Raw genomic sequence first — 20,524 nt, 5'->3', positions numbered from 1 at the left:
CCTGCTGGTGGAGACCTGTCCCCATTTTTGTCCCCACTGGTTCGCTATGCTCAAGCAAAAACATGGCTCTTTTCATTTTCGAAAAATTGTCCCTGAATCATTCCGGGAGGTCATAGGAAAGCGTGAAATATGGGTGTGTTTAGGAACAAACCGGAAAAGAGAAGCGACAGGAAAAGCCTGTCGGGTGTATTCTCAGACCGAGATACTCTTTAATTTTCTCGCCGGTGGTGGTGAATTGCCTAAAAAGTTCGACCTGAAAAAATATCTCATAGGAATGGCAGGCATCCATCCGTCAGATTTTCAGGAAAATTATATCGACGCTTCCAAGAGGCTCCTGGACGTGAAAGGCTCTGTCCTGTCGGGTGCATCTGAACAGTTCATCAGCAATTTCGTGACTGACATTAATACGCATCACAGCGTGTTAATGGCAGAAATCCAACGCCTCGGGACCGAACTTGAAAAAGCAAAACAGGAAGGAAATCCCGAAAAGGAGAGCATGTTAATGAACATGCTGAACGAAGCGATTAACCGTATTCCTAAGCCCGGTAGCGTTCCTGTTGCTGTTCCTTTGGTTCAGCAATTACCGCCCGAACCAGAACCGGAAAAATCAGTGCTGTTCTCGGTGGCTTCCAGACAATATATCGAAATCAAGCGCGGAAGCGTCGGGGTCGAAGAAATCCAGCAAATTCATACAGCTTCAAAGCTATTTCTGCGTTTCATGAAAGATAAACAGCTTCACGAATACACAAGAAAAGACGCAAGACACTTCATCGAATCTGTCCGAAATCTGCCAATACGATACGGAAAATCGCCGGGAGACAGAGGGAAAACGCTAAATCAAATAATAGAAGAAGCAAAACGCCGAGACGGCGAATACGCGACATTATCAACAAAAACAATCAATCGACATGTCAGAAATCTAAACAATATCTGGAAATATGCGATATCTGTTGACGATTTAGAAGATAAAAAAGACAACGAAATCTGGGAAAAACACATTATCACGCCAGTTCGTCAGGAACTCACAGACCGAAGACCATTCAAAGATAGTGAATTAAAAATATTACAGGAAACCCCGTGGAAGCCCCGCGTTCATATCAATACCGTCCGGCAAATCATATCTATTGCGTCATATACAGGTATGCGATTGGAAGAAATTTGCAGGCTCAGGCCCTGCGATATCGAGAAAATTGACGGGATATTATGTTTCAATATCCAACCGCATAAAGACGCAAACGGGAAAACTGTATGGGACCCGAAAACAGAAGCCGGAGAAAGGATTATCCCTCTACATCCATTCCTGAAATCACCTGAACTCGGACTCCTGGAAAGGGCAGAAAACTGCCGGAAATCCGGTAAAGGTATGATTTTCTTCGACTTGTCATATGATAAATCACGGAAAAAATACGGAGTTCAATTCTCCAAACGGTTTTCCGATTTCAAGACGCTGGCAGGGTTGCCCGCCGAAACAGTTTTCCACAGTTTCCGACATCTTGTCAGAACAAAGCTCGGCCATAGGTCAGGCGGGGAAATCTATCCGGTCGAATGGATTGACCAAGTCATGGGGCATGAATCGTCAGGGCAGGGGGCACAATACAACAAAGACGGAACGACTGTTGCAAACCTAAACAAAGTCATCAAAACGCTGAAATATCAGGACTGGGACCCTATGAAAATTAAGATAAAATAGCAGATAACAAAAAAGGAAGGGTGTTTATTCCCTTCCTCTAAAAAAGCCGTGATATAATAAATCGTGCGAACAAATTAAATAACGGCGTTTCCTGATATCTTTATATTATCACATAACTCCGAAATCAAGAAGTTTTGCAAAAGGAGTTAAGTGAATTATGAAAATATCGAGATAATCATACGACAAAATCACCCCCGCATTTGGCAGGACTTATTATCTCTTCACCCCACTTATAAAAATCAGATAACTCGGAAAATCGCAGAAAACTGCGGGGTTTTCGATTGTCATGAACTGGCAGAACAGGTTGTCAGATGGGTTGAATCATGTTCAGAGGATGTCCGAAACGACTTCAAATTGATGTCGTTATCATACGAAGAAATAAGAGAACGTCAACGAATCACAGGACAAAGATTAACGAGAAAATCAAACATATTGCGAAGGAATTTACGACGGATTTTAGATATCCAGCCTGACGCTGATGAATTCCAAAGCCAGTTCGATGCTGATAAATTAGAGTCAGAAAAGACATATGTTATCTTTCAGGATTCCAGAAATGAACAAAATCAATGGACAGCGTTCGACGCAAAGCAAAAGGAATTAAGAAAACGCTATGCCGTAAACCATGCCATTGCCGAGCATTTAGACGATTTCGCCACGAATTTCCTGAATTATCAGGGACTTTTCTTGTCTTTGACTCTTCCCCCGGAGTTCCATAATTGCTCCTATGAAGAGGCAAAATCAGAGAAAAGCAGACGATGGACAAACATCCGAAGAAAGCTGAAATACAGGAATATTCTGCACCTGGGGATGTCTGTTCTTGAATTACAGAAAGATGAAACGCCTCATGATCATATCCAGCTTTACGTATCGCCAGAACACAGAGAAGAGGTTGAATCAATCATATTAGAAGAGTTTCCGAACGAAAACGACCGCAAATCAGATGCCATTCAATCAATATGGGATGCAATCGGATGTATCGGCTATTGTCTGAAAGATAGTGGAAAAACAGATACTTATGTCAATTTCATCGGACTAACGAAAGACATTAAAACCAGATATGACAACGTGTATCACAATCGAAAACATAAAGATTTATCAGATTGGAGATTAACAAAATCCCGGAAAATGATGCAGGAAAACAGGCCAGACGGACGAATTCTGTTGATGCTCCGGGGTTTTGCTGATGTCAGGCTTAATTCGTTATCCGCAAGACATCCTGATTTCTATTATGTGACTCACGATATCCAAAGGCTTCAGGTGTCATATGTTCATTGTATTCATTTCGGCGTGTTCAACGATTTCAATAATAATTCAAAAGAAGAAACAGGTGGTCGTTGTCATGTATTTAAGAAAACCGCAGATGTCAGCCATTTTTATACTTTTGTCGCAAGTCAGGTATATAATAACCAAGAATGTATATGGGATGATTTCTTCTATTGGGAATGCATTAAAAGTAGAGGCCAACCCCCTCCCGTGAGGGAGAGGAAAAAGCTTAATCAAACCGAACAACACAAAACATATCAGCAATTCAGGCAGATTGGCACAAAAAACATGGAAACAGACCAACAGGTGCGGAATCTCACGAATTCGTGATATGAACGATTAAGCCAGACAATAAATATTGTGAATCACGAAAATCAGGCCACCTGCCGGGAACAATCCGGCGGGAATATCATCTCAACGAATACGACGGTCAACTGGCTTGGTTATTCCTGACGGGAATTCCTTTATCCACATAGGGTAGTAGAGATAATAAACTTTATAGAACTCGTGGATATGAGGAATAAAATCATGAGGAAGGGACGCTTTTCCACTATTCATTAATGCATCGGCTACCACCAGCAATCGAACATTGTTTATTTCTTTTTTGTATTCTGCAATTTTTTGTGCTTTTGTATCTACGCAACGTTGGAAATTATCCGCGCTTGGATGAACAAATCCACACATATCGTTTACATAAAGCCATTCGTCGCCATATCCCTTACTAATAAAAATAGTGCCAATTTTATAAGGAAGACCAGATTTTTTCAATGTACCAAGAATATCTACCGTCTCAAAAACTTCTGAGTTATTAATATCAATATTTTTTATGGCGTAGATTATTCCTTCCTCTGAAATTTTCCCACCGTCTGAAACATACTGCAATCTCCATTCGCCTATATACGGATATAGGGAAATACATTTTTCCCTTATCCGTTGCAGTTCTTGATGCCGTCTGATTTCTTCTCTAACCGCATGTGAACCTTTCTTTGAATATTTGCCGACGTGGCATTCGGTCACTTCGAGACCAAATTTTTCAGACAAGTTGGATACAATGAAATCTGGACTCTCTATGGGATGAAGAAGCCAGTCCTCTCCCAAAAGCTTTGACGCATGATCTACGAACATCCTCTCGCGTATTTTCTGCTTATCAAGCAAATAACATTACCTCATGGTGAAAAATCAGCAGTCACTTTTCCTGGCTTCTAACGGTTCAACAGGCGGAGCCTTTGCCAGCTTATTCGGGTCGGTTGTCCGACTTAGAATAGGGCTGGCTACCTAAAAATATAGCTTTCTTCTCTTATCAGTCAAATGCGGGGATATCTGTTATAATGTCCGACAGGTAAGGACATCATAACAATGAATAAAAATAAAAAATTCTCTATCCGACTGACCGAAGATGAACAAAACAGAATAAGGACCAAAGCCAACGGCAAACCGATGTCCGGTTATTGTCGTGCTCTATTGTTAAACGAGATGTCCGGCGGTTCTATGATTGCAACAGAACTGACAGACATTCGCAGAGAGCTTGCGAGCGTTGGGAATAACATCAATCAAATCGCAAAGCGTGTGAACTCTGGGGAATATCCAGACATTAGCGGAATACCCAGAATCATCAACGAACTTCGAGACAAGATTAATAAGAAACTATCGAAAGTCAGATAAATGAGATAGATAAAAATGATTATAAAAAGCAATCCGATAACAGCCAACAGCCTACCGTCTGATATCTTCAATTACTGCACGGCGAACACGAAAAACGAGTCCGTAGAGATGTTGAGCGGTGAATATCAGGACGTTGCGGATTGCTTTTCAGACGCAGAAACATGGAACAGAAAAAATTCTCTTTTACACATGCAGATGTCTTCTAAAGAACCTCTGTCAAATGAGCAGTTTTTAGACCTTCGAGAAAGAGTAAAAAAAGAATTTAATCTGTCAGATAGCGATATAGTCACGTCATCAATACACGAATACACGCGAAAAAATGACCCCGACGCAGACCCGCGTCACCTGCATCTGTTAATCCGTATGATTAATCCGGAAAACGGGAAACCTCTGGACCTGTCCAACAAATACCAACGACAGGAAAAAATTAGTAGAATGTTCGAGGTAGACCACGGGTTAGAACTCGTAAAGGGGCGTCATAACGTCGCAGTTTGGCACAATGTCCCCGAAGAATATAAAGAGAAATTATATCCGTTGACCCTTGGTGATTTACCAAATTCGTTCCTACGCGATGGACAATATCAGAACATGAAGCGGATCGGCGGGAAGCCGTTCGATATCAAGAATGAAGCAATAGAAATTCTGTCCCGTTGTGACAGCTTCCAAGCCTTCCAGAACGCTATCCAAGAGAAGGGCTGGACGATAGAACAAGGAACAAAGAAGCTCATTCTAAACGATGAAAACGGCAAATTCGTCGGTTGCCTGGACAGAGTCCTGGGTATGAAAAAAGCAGACTTCGAACAATTCATAGACGGCCATGAAATTAAGGTAGCCAGCCCTATTCTAAGTCGGACATTACATGTCCCGACCACGAATAAGCTGGCGAAGGGCGATGCCCTGTCGAACCCTGAAGCCGTCCAAAAGACACCAGAAAACAAGCCAGCACCAAAGGCACCACAGAAGCCGGAAACACCCGCCGGTCATATTCATGCAGACCTCGCCAGTGACGCCACACAAGCCACTGACGCTATGACCAGCGAAGAAAAGCAGGCAATCGCATCGCAGAACAGCGACAAAGCACAGGCCCGCCGGACTATGCAAGAGAGCATCGCAAGCCAGGAGAGAATGGCAAAGGCTCTCGAAGACCTGATGAAACAGCAACAGAAAGAGGGAAAATCATGGACTCAAACGATTGACGATGAAGAAAGAAAATTAATCGACATTATCAATATGAAACCCCCAAAACTTAAAGAGATATCTGATAAGTCAGTAAGAAACTGGATATATAAGAATTATTCCGGAGAACTGAAAACAATCAAAGACAGAAAGGAAAAATTATGGGAATTGCGCGACGAAATTAAAGAACTTCGAGCCGGGGCAAGATGGTATAACAGCAAAGAGAAACAAGCAGATAAAAAAGAAACTGACGAAAAAGAAAAAGCTGAAAAACTTCAGCTCATGATTATGCATGTCGTTCATACGATTATGTATGAACTTGGATTAACAAAGGTTTGCCCTAATCCGTGGAATAGCCTGACGAACAAAGAAAAACAGGAATATCTTATCCGGTATAAGAGCAATCAATATGCTTAGTTATTATACGAACAGAAAACAGATACCAATGCAATTAATCGCATTGCATTGCTAAAATCTACTCACAACAATGAAAAAATACAGGAATTTCAAGAAAGACCAGCCGTTCAAGATGCACGCAAGTTACTAACAAAACTGAATAACTTGCGACAAGTTGATGTCAATGAACTCGATACACAGGGGCAGAAAGAACTCAGGGACGCCATGCAAGTGATGGACATTAATTCAGCCATAAAAGCCGTTCGAGACAGTGAAAAGAGGCAGGAAATGGCGGAAATCAGCCAAGAACCAGCCGAACCAGAACAGGAACAACAGGAATACGGCGGGAACGTCATCAAATTCAAACAGAGGAAAAAATATAAATCATATTCCAGATCATTATAATAAAACATATATACAAAAACACGAAAATGACTAAATCTATTGAATAATAAAAATAATTATTATTTTTTACAAAGGTCGCGAGACTTTATGATATAGTAATAAACAAGAGCCGCACAAGAGGGCCGGAGATTGAAAATGAAAGCGAATAATACTGAAAAATTAATAAAAGAAATTGATTCTATGATAAATCATCGTTCTGAACTTCTGTCGAAATCAAATGAGTTCAGAAGAGAATATCTGAAATATATTGATTGTCAGAATGATGATGAATATGAATTATTCATATCAAATAAAGAAAAATCAATCGAACTCGATGAAGAAATAAGAACCATTTCAAAGTCAATCACTCTGAAATTTAAAAAACTCGAAAAATATAAAAACGATATATCTTATCTCGAAAGAAAAATAGAAGAGATTCGTTTAATGTATCTCGATACTTGCGTAGATGAGTCACGTTTTTCATCTTCTGAACTTATCTCATTCATGAATGACGACTATGATCTCGATAGTAATACAATAGTCAGAGATGCATATAGAGATGCAGAAAAAAGAGAAGATGAACTAAACAATAAATACGGAAAATTGCGTAAATTATATTACAACAACGAATATACAAAAGTAATTAGAGAACTCAAAAGGATTGAAAAAGAAGAGAAATAAAATGAGTAGAAAAACGATAAAGTCAGACGGAATACGTCTGACATCAGCAGAAAAAAATAAAAGATATCGTCAGAAGAAAAAATATGAAGAAAAAGAATTCTTACGAATCCTTGTGAAAAGAGTAGAATTCAAGCCAGATACCGGGGAGTTTATCGAACTGATGGAAGATGATCCGGAATATCATTCGATGTGGTACGAAACTTCGGACTATTTAGAATGGCGGTTGAAACTCCTGGAAAACCGGAAAGAACCGACAACAGACGAACGAAATGAAATAAGAATATTAGAGAAACTTCTAAAAGATATATTACCCGATATATTCTGATTCTTTTTCATTTCTGAAGATTTGTCCGGAAGTCAGGGTTATCTGAAATAGCCTTCAGGATAATGGCCATGGCTTTCCGGTGATTGCTGTTCATCAGTCTGTTGCGATGAATGAAGCCTGCAAGTCCCAGAAGAAGGGCTATACCGAAAGCCGTAATGAACAGAACCTGATACTGCGGAACATCAGGCTGGCCGACGAACACAGCCCGTCTTTGCGGAAGACCAATCATCCACCAGAACGCATCGACCACGGCGATAAGAATCAGAATCGCCACGATATATTGTCGCGTCAGACGCCATACACCATGGCCAGTGACAGCAAACGGCAGGCTACCGTTCACAGTCCAACCCGCACCACTGCTGACGTTCTGAACAACAAGATCAGGGCCGGTCTTTGTGCCTTTCATTGCACCCCAGACAACCCGAACCGTCTGGCCATCGCCGACAGCATAGGTTCCCTGAAGCTGTTTTTCCCGGCCACCGGGCGACCTGATCCAGCATTCCTGATGCTGTGTCGTTGTGCTGGTGACTTTCGGCCCGTGTGAAGCATAGACGCCGGGACCAGTTTCATAAGTCATCGTCCGCCCGGATGTCTGGACTGACGTGGAGGCCCACTTTCTGACCCCGTAAACGGTTCCTTCGATTCCGTGTAACCAGAACTGCTTGCCAAAAATATTGATGTCCATCTTTCTACAGGTTCCAATAATTCAGAGATATGAATGGTATTGAGCAGGTGTCCATATGGAACATGTCTCCGGGCATGCAGAAAAGTTCTCTTACGTTATCCCTGAATCATCTGTTTTTGTTACACTGTTCTTACCTAATCCATCCAACACGAATGGATATCAGAAACATGTAACAAAACAGGGGACATCAATTATGGAAAAATATGGATATGCGAGGGTCAGTACGTCTCGCCAGCATACAGACAATCAGGTTCTTGAACTGCAACGGGAAGGCATCCCTTTCAGCCATATGGTTGCGGAAACCATTTCGGGGGCAACGGCATGGAAATCCCGTCCGGCTCTTCGGAAACTCGTCAGGAAGCTTCATGCAGGCGATTCACTGACGGTCTGCAAGCTTGACCGTCTTGGGAGAAATGCGATGGATGTTCTGGGATTGATAGAAATGCTCCGCAAGCGACAGATTTCCGTCAGGGTTCTCAATCTTGGCATTGATACATCTGGCCCGGGAGGAAAGCTGTTTCTCCTGCTTCTCGCGGGCTTTGCGCAGTTCGAACGCGACATTATCCGGGAGCGTGTCATCTCCGGTCTTGATACTGCCCGGTCAAAGGGTGTCCGGCTTGGACGCAGGCCGTCGCTTTCAGAAGCGGATATCGCCAAGGCTCACCGCCTGAAAGCACAGGGGCTTTCCGCTCGTGAGATTGGAGACCTGTTACACGTTTCGCGGATGACCGCGTGGCGGGCGGTCAGTACAGGAAATCCCGTCCCATAATCTCTGCATCATATATGCAATAAGCGAATTTGTGCTATGTGATTTAGGTATATTCCAGAAACAGATGATTTTGGGACTGGGTTTCCCGAAAAGTAATATAAAGAATTTTGACTTTGAATTCTTAAGACGATACATGCACAAGCATGGAAGAAGATATTCCTATTGAGAAATGGCCTGAATGGAAGCTTTTTCATTCAATTCGAAAAAGCGTATCCGAGGTCAAAGAATTAAGTCTAACGATTGAGCCAGATCGGATTGGAGTATTTTTTCCATTTGTTGATTCAATACTGGAATCCATGAAGTCGTTAGAAATTCTTGCCAGAAATGAATATTTGCGAGACGCCTACGTAATTTCCCGAGTGATTTTCGAGACTTCCTTGAATGCAAGCTTTTTGCTTACAGACCCTAAAATAATTAGCAAAAGAGCTCAGTCTCACGCAAAGCAAAAAATCCTACGTGATTTAATACGTGTTATTAGAATATAGGGAAAGGATATAATAAACATTAAATTCAGCGAGGCCGAAAAAATATTAGAATTACCAGAAAATAAAAAAATTTTGGATGAATTTACATCAAAATCAGGAAGAGAAATAGCATCTTGGACACCGGAAAATGTTTACGCCCGCCTGAAAGTAATCTATTTGCAATTTGGTGATAGTATAACAAGGGGGCTTGTTTTCGGTATGTTACTTTACCGTCATGCATCTGAAATCGCTCATGGAACACTCTACGGAATATTGTATTCATGGGGCGCCATGGAAATAAATCGTTCTCCAAATACCCCCGATGATATAGCTATGTTCCGACGCTTGGAATTGCGACATATATTGAGATTAATTTCGTATTCGTTGGAATCTTTTGTTCGTATATTTTCAGTGAAATTTGATCAACATGATTTGGGTATGGCTGCAAAATCCGCAAGAATTCTATACTATAAATACAGATAATGAAATATATTATACATTATATTGTTCTGAGATATTTTTGGATTTATCTCGTTCCGAATAGAGTAAATTCCGAGCGATTGTCAGACGTAATGCAAGGGCAAGGCATCCCATGGCCTGCAATGTTCCGAAATGTCCGCCCGAAATTGATACAATCATTTTCAGATATTTTGGGAGTGATTTTTATGATTTACGGATATTGCAGAGTCTCAACACATAAAAAAGATAAAGACACTGGCGAGTATGTCCAGACCACTGACCTACAGCGTGATGCCTTGGTATCCGCCGGGGTCAGTGCTGATAACATCTATGAAGACAGGATATCCGGAACAACAGCGAATAGACCGGGATTGGATGAACTCTTGACGAAAGTGCAGGCAGGCGATGAAATCATAATATGGAAGCTCGACCGCCTGGGTCGTTCCGCTCGTAATCTCCTGGAACTGGCTGAAAACCTGAAACAGCGTGGGGTTAATATCAGGAGCCTTCAAGATGGCATTAATACCGGCGGAAAGCTTGGGGGCTTCCTGCTGACCATATTAGGAGCCGTGGCGCAACTTGAACGCGAGAATATCAGGGACCGCGTTACCGCCGGTATCGCCACTTCATTAGCAAACGGGGGCAGGATAGGCCGGAAAAAAGCCCTGAATTCATACGCCAGAAAAGAGGTCGTTGACCTGTTCCTAAAAGGGAAAACCGTCACTGAATTGAGCCGGACATTCAGTGTAGGCAGAGCCACTATACAACGCACGTTATCTAATGCTGGCGTGTCCGCTTCATCGCGCGAGAGCATGTGAGGCGAGAGCCTCACATTTACAAAGACAGGCAACAAACACAAGTCATTCGTGAAAAACACTGCGTGTGTCAGAACATTTATTTTACGAATTCATCACGCAGTTCTTGATATAGTCCTTTCGGTAAAACAATATTCTTCTTTATCCACTCCAAGAAAATGGATTTCTCTGCATCACAAAGTTGCGAGATATAATAAACAAATGGATTTGTTTTGTATGCCGATCTTTTCCGTATACGAAGTTCCGTATGAGTGAAGTCTTTTGGAGCAAATGCATTATTATTATCAAGGACAAAATTTCTTATTCCACGATAGTTTTCGTTATTTATTAATTCATGCAAGGGAGAACTCTCTAAGGTAGGCATGTATTCAGGGTTTTCCAAAAATTTTTGACGATATGTTTTTTCTTCACTTGCAAGCTCTCTACTGAGATCACAAGTTAAACGTCTCACGGAAAAAACCAAACTATCCACAAGAAGCATATCATCTACAGAAAAACCGTAACCGTACACACCATACCTATTATTTGGATCACCATTCAAAGACAGATGTTTTATAAATTCTTTTGTTTTTATTTTTTTTCTTCCGCTAATTAATTCATCGGGAATAAGATCAGGGGCTAATTCCTCTAACTTATTATACAACGTGCAGATATCATGAGAGATTCCTCTATCTTTTACGGATACGCCATTTAACGATAAAACAGCCTTAATATACTTTTCTATAGAATGCGCTGCCTGCCAAGACATTTCATTATCTATTCCATTAATCAAACAAACCCTAAACGACATATAATTTTCGTCTGCCGTATGTACAAATAAATCATGTACGAGATTATGCTTTATCCTATCTCGATGTGTTTTTTTATTCTCTTCAATTCTGTTTTTTTCATCATTATTTTCCGACATTAAAGGAACTCCATCATCTATCAAGCATCAGCACGGCAAAGGCATAATTGTAGATAATGACCTTCTTTTATCCATCGCAAAATCAGCCCTTGCACTGCTACCCCTGCGTGCTACACTTCCGCAACACCAACCTGAAAGATATTCGTTATTTTTCAGATGGTTGAGAAGTGCATTCTAAATCTGTGTAGGTTCGAGTCCCGCAGTTCGCACCAACATAATTCACTGTTTTTGTTCACGATTCTGAATTTCCAGAAACGTATGCCCCAGAAACTTTTACACAGACCGACAAGGGGCAGGTGAACAAGGCAGGAAGTCGTTTCCGCTTTCCTTGCCGGGAAAACAATTAGTCAACTGGCAAAAATCCACCGCGTCGGAAGAGCCACTATCCACAGAGTTTTGACAGAAGCAGGTGTGCCAGCTTCATCCCGGCCAGTCATGTGAGGCGAGGGCCTCACATATATAAAAGTAGGTTCGCAGAAAAATTTACAAAATACGAAAACAGACAAAAACGGTAGATATCCGCCGTTTTTTGTGTTCAGTCAATCATATTCGCGGATATCATAAGTCTGGATAAATCAAGCGTTAAAATCACATAACGCCATACGCTAAACGCATCAGAATATGCCAGACGACGAACCGGAAACGACTTAGAATGTCTCCGAGTTTGTCCCCATATTGGGTTTTTTCTGGTTCTTAAGTGATTGATTTTCAAGGGCTTTTGTGTGTTGGCTGGGGGACCTGGATTCGAACCAGGGCTGACCGGGTCAGAGCCGGTAGTTCTACCGCTAAACTATCCCCCAGCAGGGGATCGGAAGCCGTGTTCCGTCGGTGAGCGGCGGAATAGCACCCGGTGTCGTAGGGCACAATCCCCTTTGGTCAGTTTTTTTCGCGGAACTGCATTTCGACTTGCCCATATGAGGGTTTTCCCTGACTATCGTCACAAAATTGCCTCATGCAGAAAGACCCAGACAATGGACCGTTCCGGTGCCAGTCTCCGGAGCCAGAACTCTTCGGAGGCGCCACCTTCAGCTCTCCCCGGCGTATTCCCGGCGTTTCCTGCCGGTGGGGCGGCGTCTGCCGCCGTTCATGATATGGCACAGATACGTTCATTCTCTGCGGCTACGTCCGGTAAGGGGCAGCGTTTTACGTCAACCCGTCATGGAAGAACGCAAGAAGGCGAGGTTTTTGCAGCCTTCGATCTGGGCACCAATAATTGTCGCTTGATGCTGGCACAGCCCGCAGGCGACCGTTTTCGGGTGGTGGACAGCTACAGCCGGATCGTTCGGTTGGGAGAGGGGTTGACCCGGTCAGGTGCGCTTGACGAACTGGCGATGGGGCGGACTTTGGGCGCGCTGCGTATCTGCGCGGGACGACTGACTCGTCACAGCGTGACCCGCGTGCGAGCTGTGGCCACGGAGGCGTGCCGCAGGGCAGTCAACGGAGAGGGTTTTCTTGCGCGGGTGCGTGAAGAGACGGGGCTGGCTTTCGAGATCATCTCAGCCCGGGAAGAAGCGGAACTTGCCGTAGAAGGATGCCGTGAACTCCTGTTCGCCCATGCGGCGCCGGGATGCAGGGTCGAGATGGGAACCCCCGCAAAGACGGATGGACCTGAGTGGGGATTGCTTGTCGATATTGGCGGTGGATCCACGGAAATTGCGTGGGTGCGGTTAGGCGAGGACGGTTTGCGCCACGAGATGGTGGATTATCTCAGCCTTCCTCTGGGTGTGATGACACTTGCGGACCTCTTTCCCAACCGTCGTCCCGGTGTCTATCGCGCCATGGTGGCAAAGGTGCGCGAGCATCTGGCAGAGTTTGAGCATCGTCACGATATCCACGCTCAGCTTCAGGCTGGGCGGGTGCGGGTGGTCGGCACGAGTGGAACCGTGACCACGCTGGCCAGTCTCGATCTGGATCTCCCACGCTATACCCGTTGCGCGGTCGATGGCTATTGCCTCGGGGTAGATAGTGCGAAGCGTGCAATCACCCGTCTGCACCGTATGGGAATGGAGGGAATGCGTGTGCATCCCTGCATCGGGGCGGAGCGGGCAACCCATGTCATGCCGGGATGCGCCATTTTCGAGGCTCTCCTTTCGCAATGGCCTACAAGCGTCATCGTGGCAGACCGGGGCTTGCGGGACGGGATGATCCTGCGGATGATGCGCGAGCAGACGCAGGGCACTCTTCAGTCTTCCTTCTGACGCGTTCCTTCATCCTTTGTCGTAACCGAGGTTTTTCACACTGTGACATCAAAAACGCCCTCTTCAGGTTCCTCCAAACGCGAGGCGTCGGCAGGCGCCACCCCGGCGGTGCGCGTGCCGGGTAGGCGGGCGGCCACGGGCAAGGCGAAGCCGGGGCAGATGACCGGGCAAAGCGATGCGCTTGCGCCCAAATCCGTGCGGGCGAAAACAGTCACGCTGCGCAAGGCTCATGGCAAGACCACGGCGCAGCAGCGCTGGCTGACACGGCAACTCAACGATCCCTATGTTCAGGCGGCACATAAGCAGGGCTGGCGCTCTCGTGCGGCGTTCAAGCTGATTGAACTCGATGACCGCTTTCATCTCCTCAAGCCCGGACAACGGGTGGTGGATCTTGGAGCCGCCCCCGGCGGCTGGACGCAGGTTGCCGTCAAGAGAGGGGCCGCGCATGTCGTGGGCGTGGATCTGTTGCCGGTCGAGCCCGTGGCGGGCGCGGAAATCATCGAAGGGGATTTCACGGACCCTGAATTGCCTGCACGGCTGATCGAGATGCTGGGGGGACGGGCCGACCTAGTGCTGTCCGACATGGCGCCGAACACTACGGGTCATGCGCCGACCGATCATGTGCGCATCCTGTCTCTGGCCGAAGGCGCGCTCGAATTCGCGTTCGATGTGCTGGCCGAAGGCGGTGGTTTCGTTGCAAAGGTTTTTCAGGGCGGCTCTGAGAAACAGATGCTCGATCCGATGAAAAAGGTTTTTCGCTCGGTTCGGCACGCCAAGCCCCCTGCGAGCCGCAAGGGGTCCAGCGAACTGTATGTGGTCGCAACGGGCTTTCAGGCAGAAAATCTGGCGGAATTGCGTCGCGAGCGCGGGTGGTGAGGCAGGCTTTCACGCCACCTGATTGACAAGGTCCGCACCTCTTTCGAGGCGGCGCAGGTTTTCGCGCAGAATGTCGGCCACACGCTGCTCGTAAGCCACTGTGTCACCTGCGGCATGAGGCGTGATGACGACATTCTTCATGTCCCACAACGGGGACGTGGCGGGGAGTGGCTCTTTCTCAAATGTATCCAGCGCTGCGGCTGCCAGCTTTCCTTCTTGGAGAGCGGCAATCAGGTCGGCTTCCACGACGACGGAACCACGCGCCACGTTGACGAGGGTGGCAGTCGGTTTCATGCGCTGTAGAATGTTGCGGTTGAGCAATCCCTGTGTTTCGGGGGTGGCGGGGCAGGTGAGAACCACATGGTCCGCATTACCAATGACATCGGGCAGGGCGCTGTCGTTGACGACCTGAACGTCGGGCCCGAGTGAGACAGAAGTATTGCGTCTCACCACTGTCACTTTCATGCCGAGCGCACGGCAGAAAGCAACCAGCCGGGAGCCGATGGCGCCGAAGCCCACCACCACGACATGGCTGCCGGAGAGTTCCTGACGGCGTGTCGCGGCTTCCTGATATAGTTTTGGCCAGATGTGACCATGCTGATCGTCCCGCGCTTCATGCAGGCGACGTGACAGGGTCAGCAGAAGCCCCAGAGCATGTTCCGCCACGGCATTGGCATTGACGCCCCGGGCACTGGCAAGATGGACGCCATGAGCCCGAAAATCGGCAGGATCATACTGATCGGTGCCCGATGACATGGCCTGTACCAGTCGCAAGCGGGGCGCGAGAGAGAAGTAGCGCGGCTCCCACCACGTCATGGTTGCGAGAATGTCTGCTTGAGGCAGCATCTCCAGCAGTTCGTTCCGACTGCGTGCCCACAGGCACGGCGGCGGAGTGTCCCATGCGTCAATGAACGATTTCACATCGAGATAAGGGTGCGCCACGACAATGGTGGGGAGGTCTTCGCTCCGGTTGTCCACGTTTTCTGTCCTTCCTCGTAACCATGTGCCTTCATTGGGGCGCACAATGCTCACGCATTCAAGAACGGAACGTGCGTCAGGTTCCCTGTGCGAGGAAGATGCGGGCCAGCCGGTCGAATTCGCTCACATCGAGCGTTTCCGCCCGACGCGCGCCATCGATATCGGCGGCGGCTAGAAGTTTCTCCCCGCCGATGCTCTTGAGCGAACCGCGCAGCATCTTGCGGCGCTGGCCGAAGGCGGCGGCCGTCACCTTTTCCATGGCGCGGAACAGTTCCGGTGATGGTTGTTCGGCATGGGGCGTGATCTCCACGACGGCGGACCACACCTTGGGAGGCGGAGAAAAAGCGCCCGGGGGCAGGCGCATGATCGACTCGCAACGGGCACACCACTGGGCAAGAATCCCCAGACGTCCATAGGCTGAGGTGCCGGGGGCTGCACAGATGCGCTCCGCTACCTCAAGCTGGAACATCAGGGTCAATCGTTCCCATGCCGCCGCCTGCCGAAGCCAGCCGACCAGCAGAGGGGTGGCGACGTTGTAGGGCAGGTTGGAAATTACCCGGCGCGGAGCGGGGCATAGCGTGGTGAGATCGAGAGTTGTGGCGTCAGCCTCGATCAGACGCAGTCGTTCCGGCGCTTCGGTGGCCAGTTCATCGATGATAGTGACAGCGCGCGGATCGACCTCCACGGCAAGGATGGAAGCGGCTTCACTGTCGATCAACGCGCGGGTGAGGCCGCCGGGGCCGGGGCCGACTTCCACCACATGACGACCCGCCAGCGGGCCGGACAGTTCGACGATGCGTTCCGTAATGCCGGGGTCCAGCAGGAAGTGCTGGCCGAGCGCATGACGCGCGGCGAGATCGTGCCGCGCGATGACGGAGGCGAGCGGTTCCCGCACCACGCTCATATGGGGCGCCTCAGGACTTCGACCTGATGTCGATCACCGCCCGGCGATGCAGATCGCGGTCAAGCTGCCGGGCCGTCTGCTCCACGCGCTCGTTGAGAAGCTGGTCGGCCAGTTCGCTGGGTGTGCGATCCGCAAAGTTCTTGGTCTGTTTCGAGCAGATCATGAGAATGTCGATGCCGTCGAGCGAGACGAGCGGACGCGTCGGCTTGCCGGGTGGCAGCGTGCTGAGAATCTGCTGCATCTGCGGATTGAGGCGTTCGAGCTGCAACTCACCGGGATTGGAGGGACGGACTTCGCCCAGTTCCTTGTTGGCAGCCGCCAGTTCGTCACAGCTATGGGCTGTCTGGGTGATGTGTACGGCTTTTTCCAGAGCCTGCCGTTGCTGGGCCGTTGGCTGCTCAGGATTCAGGCGCTCCGTGAAAGGAACGAACGCCTGACGCATCTGAAGAAGGGTGCCGGGCTGATGGCCAATAATGCGCTTGCCGTTGACGGTCGCGATTACGTAGCCGCCCGCTACACGGATCGGGTTGGAAATGGCGCCTTCGGGCATCTGGCGCACAATGGCCACGACTTCCGGATCGAGGCTGTCTTCCTGCACCCAGCCCAGAGAGCCGCCATCGAGCGCGCTCTGCGCCTGTGAGAACTGGGCGGCGACGATCGGGAAGGGAGCGCCTTTGCGCAGTTCCTCGATGATGGTCTGGGTGAACTTCAGTTCCGTCTCGGTATGGCGAGGATCTTCAACCGGAACGAAAATCTCGCTGATGAAATATTCCGGACGGCCTTCCTGTTTGCGCAGAGCATCCTGACGCTGCGCGATCTCCTGCGAGGTCATGCGCGCCTTACCCCCCAGTTCCTGCCGCAGCACCTGCGTCCAGCCGATCTGGACACGGATCTGGTCGATGAGCGTTGTCAGAGACACGCCATCCTGCGCCAGCCGGTCGCGTAGGGCGTTAGGTGGCATGCCGTTGCGGCTCTCGATCCCCTTGATGGCGTCGGCGATCTGTTCAGGGGTGACATTGATGTGGCGGGAAAGAATCTCCTGCGTGCGCAACCGCTCGTCAATCATCTGACGTACGATCTGCGGACGCAGACGGCTCATGATGTCTTCGCTGATGGGCAAGCCCGTGGACAGGGCAAAGAGCTTGCCACGATTGTCCACGTCACGCTTTGTCAGCGGAATTCCATTGATGACGGCAATGATGACATCCTGCTGCCCGGAATCGGCCTGGGCTTTGTCGCTGCCAGCCGGACTCTGCCCGTCATCGTCGCTATCCAGCGGGTCTTCGGCGCTTTGTGTGACGGGTGCATGGTGACGGGTTGCCGCCCAGACGTCCTGACCGGCGAACGAACCGGACAGGGCCATCAGGGCTATGGCAGAACCTGTCAGGAAAGGGCTGGTTCGCATGCGGCTTGATCTCTCACCTACGGCTGTCTGGGCCTCTGTTCTATCTCCCGGCTCTCCGCTTTTGAAGCCATGGAAGAAAGATTGCGGCTTACTTGATGCCGAACGCCCCAATGGTCTTGAGCGAAAGCGTGAACAGGACGGTGGAATGACGGCTCTGTCCACCGATACGGGTGTATTGCTTGATATACATCACGTCGAGCCCGAGGCAGTCATTCTGATAGCCCACGTCACCGCCCAGTGAGACAAATTCCTTGCGCGAAAGGGAGCGCCGCGCAAAGCCCGAGGCATGCCAGTTCGCCCATGTGGTGGAGACGCCGCCGCTGATTTCGCTTGTGCGCTGGTAATAGACAGAGGGCGGATTCCCCTGCCGGTAGTCGTTGACGTAGTAGTAATACGGCGTCACCGGCTCGTAGAGGTAGCCGCCGTTGATGCCGAAATGCGGGCCGTGGAGGCTGAACAGAGCGTCGCCGAAATTCACGCGGCCGGTCTTGGGATCGACACGGGCGCGACCGGTCACGCTGAAATACTGGGTCGGCTCGATACGGGCGCGGCCCACCACATCCGACAGGTGATGGTTCAGGCCGGAGTAGGGAATACGATCCTTTTGGATGTGCTCCTGAAAGCTCTCACCGACCAGCACGTCCACCACATGCCCGTTCCATGTCCAGTTTCCATGGATGCCGACATTCGCGCGCAGACCGCCGTCAATGCGGTCTGTGCCCTGAAAGCGATTCAGCGCGAAAAGCGTGGAGTCGGTGAACTCGTAGCTCAGGCTGTCTTCATTGGGCATGTTCCGGTCCGCGCCATCGCCCATGTTGGGGGCCCAGATACCCTGCACGATGGGTTCAAGAATCTGCGTGCCGCGTCCTTTGTCGAAGGTCCGCAGAAAGGGCCAGTTCATCTTGATGGCCAGCGTGGGCACGACCTGACCTTCTGTCGCGGTCTTGGCGTAACGGTAATAATTCGGCTGCTGATAGAGATGGGTGCCACGGTAGATCATGGAATCCAGCCGGGCGGTGAACAGGAACTTCTGCCCCCAACTGCTGCGGAAAGGCCGGTTCCAGTTCAACTGCACCTCTCCACGCTGATCGCGCGCGCCGGTCGAGCGATAGACATTGAAGTCCTGCGTATCGACCGAGAAGCGACCGCCGAGAATATCGGGCTGCGAGAGGAAACTGTACTGATAATGCGGCAGGACGAACGGCAGATCGCTGTTGCGGATCACGCCCTGGTTCAGACCCTGATAGAACTGTCCATCGAGGCGCGAATAGGCTCCCGTGCCGAAACCTTCGATGAAGGCGTCCGAGTTAAGGGTGTCCGAGCCATATCCCTGAATACGGTAATCGCGCATGTAGTTGGCTGAACTTGCCAATCGGACATTGAAGCCGGCGCGCCATGTGCGGTTGATCGAAAACATGCCCTTGGCAAAGACATAACCCTGAATGCCTTTGTCATTCTGGGAGCCAACCGAATCGCCAAAGTCGTTCGTATAGCCGTGATGGCTGTTGGTATCGTAGGCAATGCCGCCCAGAATGCTCAACTGCCCGAAGTTGAAGCGATTGCGATACTGCGCGCTGAGCTGTGGTCCCGTCTTTGTGGCGATCAGAGCCTGAAGCGTAATGTCGGACTGATCGTCGATCACCCAGTAGTAGGGGATCGTGAAATAGGTGCCCAGATAACGGTCATGCGGTGTGATGCCCGCCATCAGGAAGCCACTGTGTCGTTTGGCGGATGGGTCCGTGATGGAGAAAAAAGGCAGATACATCACCGGAACGCCGAGAATGTCCATGTAGACATCGCGGAAATCGATGCGCTGGTGTTGCAGATCCTGCGTGGCGTCATAGGAACGCAATTGCCAGAACGGAGCGCGGGCCGGATTTTTCTTACAGATTTCACAGGCCGTGTACACCGCCCGGGACATGTCGTTGAGCTTGCCGCCCGTGCGCCGCATGCCGTTGGCGGCAAGTTTGGCGTTTTCGGGCAACAGGGCGTGGACCTGGGTCATGATGCCGTCACGCATGTCACCTGTCAGTTCGGCGTAGTGCGAAAACAGAACAGACCCGTCCGGCTGGGTTGAGGCGACATTGCCGCTGGCGGCGATCAGGCCGGTATTGCGGTCGTAGGTGATCTTGTCGGCGCGCAGGATGTGGTCGGCCTGCCAGACCTGCACATTGCCAGTCCATGTCACGACGCCTGCGTGATCGTCATAACTCACATGATCCGCCTGAAAAGTCGCGGGTTCGTGGCTGGACGATTTTGTGCTGCCTGTGTTGACATGCAACGGTGTGGGGACGAACTGCGCGTGCGCTTTGTCTGCGAAAAAAGCAGGTACACCCCATGCCGCGCCAATTCCCAGCCCAAGCCAGAGGGCCTGCCGTCCGCTCTCGTTTGAGGTGCGACGGACGTGACCCGACATACCCTTATGTCGCATCCATGCGGCGAGCGCGCGCCGGACGCGGCGCGCGGACATGCGGCATGAACGAGGGG

19 protein-coding genes and 1 tRNA gene are annotated in these 20,524 nt (G+C 49.1%); 12 read left to right on the top strand and 8 right to left on the bottom strand.

Features of this window, described 5'->3' with window-relative positions; all coding sequences use genetic code 11:
- Window positions 1-7 precede the first annotated feature (7 nt).
- A complete protein-coding gene (locus KUA11_RS17885) occupies window positions 8-1,690 on the top strand; it encodes a DUF6538 domain-containing protein (RefSeq protein WP_217411601.1) in 1,683 nt (560 codons plus the stop codon).
- 150 nt (window positions 1,691-1,840) lie between these two features.
- Window positions 1,841-3,283: a replication endonuclease gene (locus KUA11_RS14765; RefSeq protein ID WP_217411599.1), complete on the top strand. Its 1,443-nt coding sequence runs from the start codon at window positions 1,841-1,843 to the stop codon at window positions 3,281-3,283.
- Between the two features lie 84 nt (window positions 3,284-3,367).
- On the opposite strand, the gene KUA11_RS14760 is transcribed toward KUA11_RS14765, so the two are convergent.
- Window positions 3,368-4,108 carry a hypothetical protein gene (locus tag KUA11_RS14760; protein ID WP_217411597.1) on the bottom strand — a complete coding sequence of 247 codons (741 nt, stop codon included), beginning with the start codon at window positions 4,106-4,108 and terminating at the stop codon, window positions 3,368-3,370.
- Between the two features lie 201 nt (window positions 4,109-4,309).
- Here KUA11_RS14760 and KUA11_RS14755 point away from each other — a divergent pair, with 201 nt between their 5' ends.
- The 5 genes from KUA11_RS14755 (at window position 4,310) to KUA11_RS14735 (ending at window position 7,577) form a co-directional block, all read left to right on the top strand.
- A complete protein-coding gene (locus KUA11_RS14755; protein WP_217411595.1) occupies window positions 4,310-4,615 on the top strand; it encodes a plasmid mobilization protein in 306 nt (101 codons plus the stop codon).
- Window positions 4,616-4,630: 15 nt separating this feature from the next.
- Entirely contained in the window at window positions 4,631-6,208 is a 1,578-nt protein-coding gene (locus tag KUA11_RS14750) for a relaxase/mobilization nuclease domain-containing protein (RefSeq protein WP_217411593.1), read from the top strand.
- A 48-nt stretch (window positions 6,209-6,256) separates the two neighbouring features.
- Window positions 6,257-6,592, top strand: coding sequence for a hypothetical protein (locus KUA11_RS14745; protein WP_217411592.1), 336 nt, complete (start codon window positions 6,257-6,259; stop codon window positions 6,590-6,592).
- Window positions 6,593-6,727: 135 nt separating this feature from the next.
- Entirely contained in the window at window positions 6,728-7,252 is a 525-nt protein-coding gene (locus KUA11_RS14740) for a hypothetical protein (protein ID WP_217411590.1), read from the top strand.
- Between the two features lies 1 nt (window position 7,253).
- Window positions 7,254-7,577: a hypothetical protein gene (locus KUA11_RS14735; RefSeq protein ID WP_217411588.1), complete on the top strand. Its 324-nt coding sequence runs from the start codon at window positions 7,254-7,256 to the stop codon at window positions 7,575-7,577.
- A 7-nt stretch (window positions 7,578-7,584) separates the two neighbouring features.
- Here the strand turns inward: KUA11_RS14735 and KUA11_RS14730 are convergent, their stop codons facing one another.
- Window positions 7,585-8,154: a hypothetical protein gene (locus KUA11_RS14730; protein WP_217411586.1), complete on the bottom strand. Its 570-nt coding sequence runs from the start codon at window positions 8,152-8,154 to the stop codon at window positions 7,585-7,587.
- A gap of 163 nt (window positions 8,155-8,317) precedes the next feature.
- Here KUA11_RS14730 and KUA11_RS14725 point away from each other — a divergent pair, with 163 nt between their 5' ends.
- The 3 genes from KUA11_RS14725 to KUA11_RS14720 all read left to right on the top strand — a co-directional run bounded on the left by KUA11_RS14725 (window position 8,318) and on the right by KUA11_RS14720 (window position 10,772).
- Window positions 8,318-9,031, top strand: coding sequence for a recombinase family protein (locus KUA11_RS14725; protein ID WP_254454965.1), 714 nt, complete (start codon window positions 8,318-8,320; stop codon window positions 9,029-9,031).
- 143 nt (window positions 9,032-9,174) lie between these two features.
- On the top strand, window positions 9,175-9,516 hold the full coding sequence (locus KUA11_RS17880; protein WP_368041038.1) for a DUF5677 domain-containing protein: 342 nt from the start codon (window positions 9,175-9,177) through the stop codon (window positions 9,514-9,516).
- Between the two features lie 581 nt (window positions 9,517-10,097).
- A complete protein-coding gene (locus KUA11_RS14720) occupies window positions 10,098-10,772 on the top strand; it encodes a recombinase family protein (protein ID WP_217411584.1) in 675 nt (224 codons plus the stop codon).
- Window positions 10,773-10,848: 76 nt separating this feature from the next.
- Here the strand turns inward: KUA11_RS14720 and KUA11_RS14715 are convergent, their stop codons facing one another.
- Both KUA11_RS14715 and KUA11_RS14710 read right to left on the bottom strand, forming a co-directional pair.
- Window positions 10,849-11,676, bottom strand: coding sequence for a hypothetical protein (locus KUA11_RS14715; protein WP_217411582.1), 828 nt, complete (start codon window positions 11,674-11,676; stop codon window positions 10,849-10,851).
- Between the two features lie 726 nt (window positions 11,677-12,402).
- A tRNA-Gln gene (locus KUA11_RS14710) sits at window positions 12,403-12,476 on the bottom strand.
- 171 nt (window positions 12,477-12,647) lie between these two features.
- Here KUA11_RS14710 and KUA11_RS14705 point away from each other — a divergent pair.
- On the top strand, window positions 12,648-13,874 hold the full coding sequence (locus tag KUA11_RS14705; RefSeq protein WP_217411580.1) for a Ppx/GppA phosphatase family protein: 1,227 nt from the start codon (window positions 12,648-12,650) through the stop codon (window positions 13,872-13,874).
- Window positions 13,875-13,916: 42 nt separating this feature from the next.
- Window positions 13,917-14,750 (top strand): RlmE family RNA methyltransferase, encoded by an 834-nt coding sequence (locus tag KUA11_RS14700; protein ID WP_217411578.1) that lies wholly within the window; start codon window positions 13,917-13,919, stop codon window positions 14,748-14,750.
- Window positions 14,751-14,759: 9 nt separating this feature from the next.
- Here KUA11_RS14700 and KUA11_RS14695 read toward each other — a convergent pair whose 3' ends face one another.
- From KUA11_RS14695 to KUA11_RS14680, 4 genes are all read right to left on the bottom strand, one after another.
- Window positions 14,760-15,728, bottom strand: a complete 969-nt coding sequence (locus KUA11_RS14695) for a D-2-hydroxyacid dehydrogenase (RefSeq protein ID WP_217411576.1) — start codon at window positions 15,726-15,728, stop codon at window positions 14,760-14,762.
- 76 nt (window positions 15,729-15,804) lie between these two features.
- Complete coding sequence (gene rsmA, locus KUA11_RS14690) at window positions 15,805-16,632, bottom strand: 16S rRNA (adenine(1518)-N(6)/adenine(1519)-N(6))-dimethyltransferase RsmA (RefSeq protein ID WP_217411575.1); 828 nt, start codon at window positions 16,630-16,632, stop codon at window positions 15,805-15,807.
- A 10-nt stretch (window positions 16,633-16,642) separates the two neighbouring features.
- Entirely contained in the window at window positions 16,643-18,037 is a 1,395-nt protein-coding gene (locus tag KUA11_RS14685; RefSeq protein ID WP_217411573.1) for a peptidylprolyl isomerase, read from the bottom strand.
- Between the two features lie 88 nt (window positions 18,038-18,125).
- Window positions 18,126-20,453, bottom strand: a complete 2,328-nt coding sequence (locus KUA11_RS14680) for an LPS-assembly protein LptD (protein ID WP_217411571.1) — start codon at window positions 20,451-20,453, stop codon at window positions 18,126-18,128.
- Window positions 20,454-20,524 lie beyond the last annotated feature (71 nt).

Source organism: Acetobacter estunensis, assembly GCF_019083805.1.
GTDB classification, from domain to species: domain Bacteria; phylum Pseudomonadota; class Alphaproteobacteria; order Acetobacterales; family Acetobacteraceae; genus Acetobacter; species Acetobacter estunensis_A.
Note: the sequence above shows the minus strand (reverse complement) of the source record. Positions and strands in the feature narration are given on the sequence as shown.

What these genes read in the sequence shown, in the direction of transcription:
- KUA11_RS14755 (WP_217411595.1), top strand. Translation starts at nt 4,310, where the DNA reads ATGAATAAAAATAAAAAATTCTCTATCCGACTGACCGAAGATGAACAA.
- KUA11_RS14750 (WP_217411593.1), top strand. Translation starts at nt 4,631, where the DNA reads ATGATTATAAAAAGCAATCCGATAACAGCCAACAGCCTACCGTCTGAT.
- KUA11_RS14740 (WP_217411590.1), top strand. Translation starts at nt 6,728, where the DNA reads ATGAAAGCGAATAATACTGAAAAATTAATAAAAGAAATTGATTCTATG.
- KUA11_RS14735 (WP_217411588.1), top strand. Translation starts at nt 7,254, where the DNA reads ATGAGTAGAAAAACGATAAAGTCAGACGGAATACGTCTGACATCAGCA.
- KUA11_RS14730 (WP_217411586.1), bottom strand. Translation starts at nt 8,154, where the DNA reads ATGACTTATGAAACTGGTCCCGGCGTCTATGCTTCACACGGGCCGAAA.
- KUA11_RS14725 (WP_254454965.1), top strand. Translation starts at nt 8,318, where the DNA reads ATGGAACATGTCTCCGGGCATGCAGAAAAGTTCTCTTACGTTATCCCT.
- KUA11_RS17880 (WP_368041038.1), top strand. Translation starts at nt 9,175, where the DNA reads ATGGAAGAAGATATTCCTATTGAGAAATGGCCTGAATGGAAGCTTTTT.
- KUA11_RS14720 (WP_217411584.1), top strand. Translation starts at nt 10,098, where the DNA reads ATGTTCCGAAATGTCCGCCCGAAATTGATACAATCATTTTCAGATATT.
- KUA11_RS14715 (WP_217411582.1), bottom strand. Translation starts at nt 11,676, where the DNA reads ATGTCGGAAAATAATGATGAAAAAAACAGAATTGAAGAGAATAAAAAA.
- KUA11_RS14705 (WP_217411580.1), top strand. Translation starts at nt 12,648, where the DNA reads ATGGACCGTTCCGGTGCCAGTCTCCGGAGCCAGAACTCTTCGGAGGCG.
- rsmA (WP_217411575.1), bottom strand. Translation starts at nt 16,632, where the DNA reads ATGAGCGTGGTGCGGGAACCGCTCGCCTCCGTCATCGCGCGGCACGAT.
- KUA11_RS14685 (WP_217411573.1), bottom strand. Translation starts at nt 18,037, where the DNA reads ATGCGAACCAGCCCTTTCCTGACAGGTTCTGCCATAGCCCTGATGGCC.
- KUA11_RS14680 (WP_217411571.1), bottom strand. Translation starts at nt 20,453, where the DNA reads ATGTCGGGTCACGTCCGTCGCACCTCAAACGAGAGCGGACGGCAGGCC.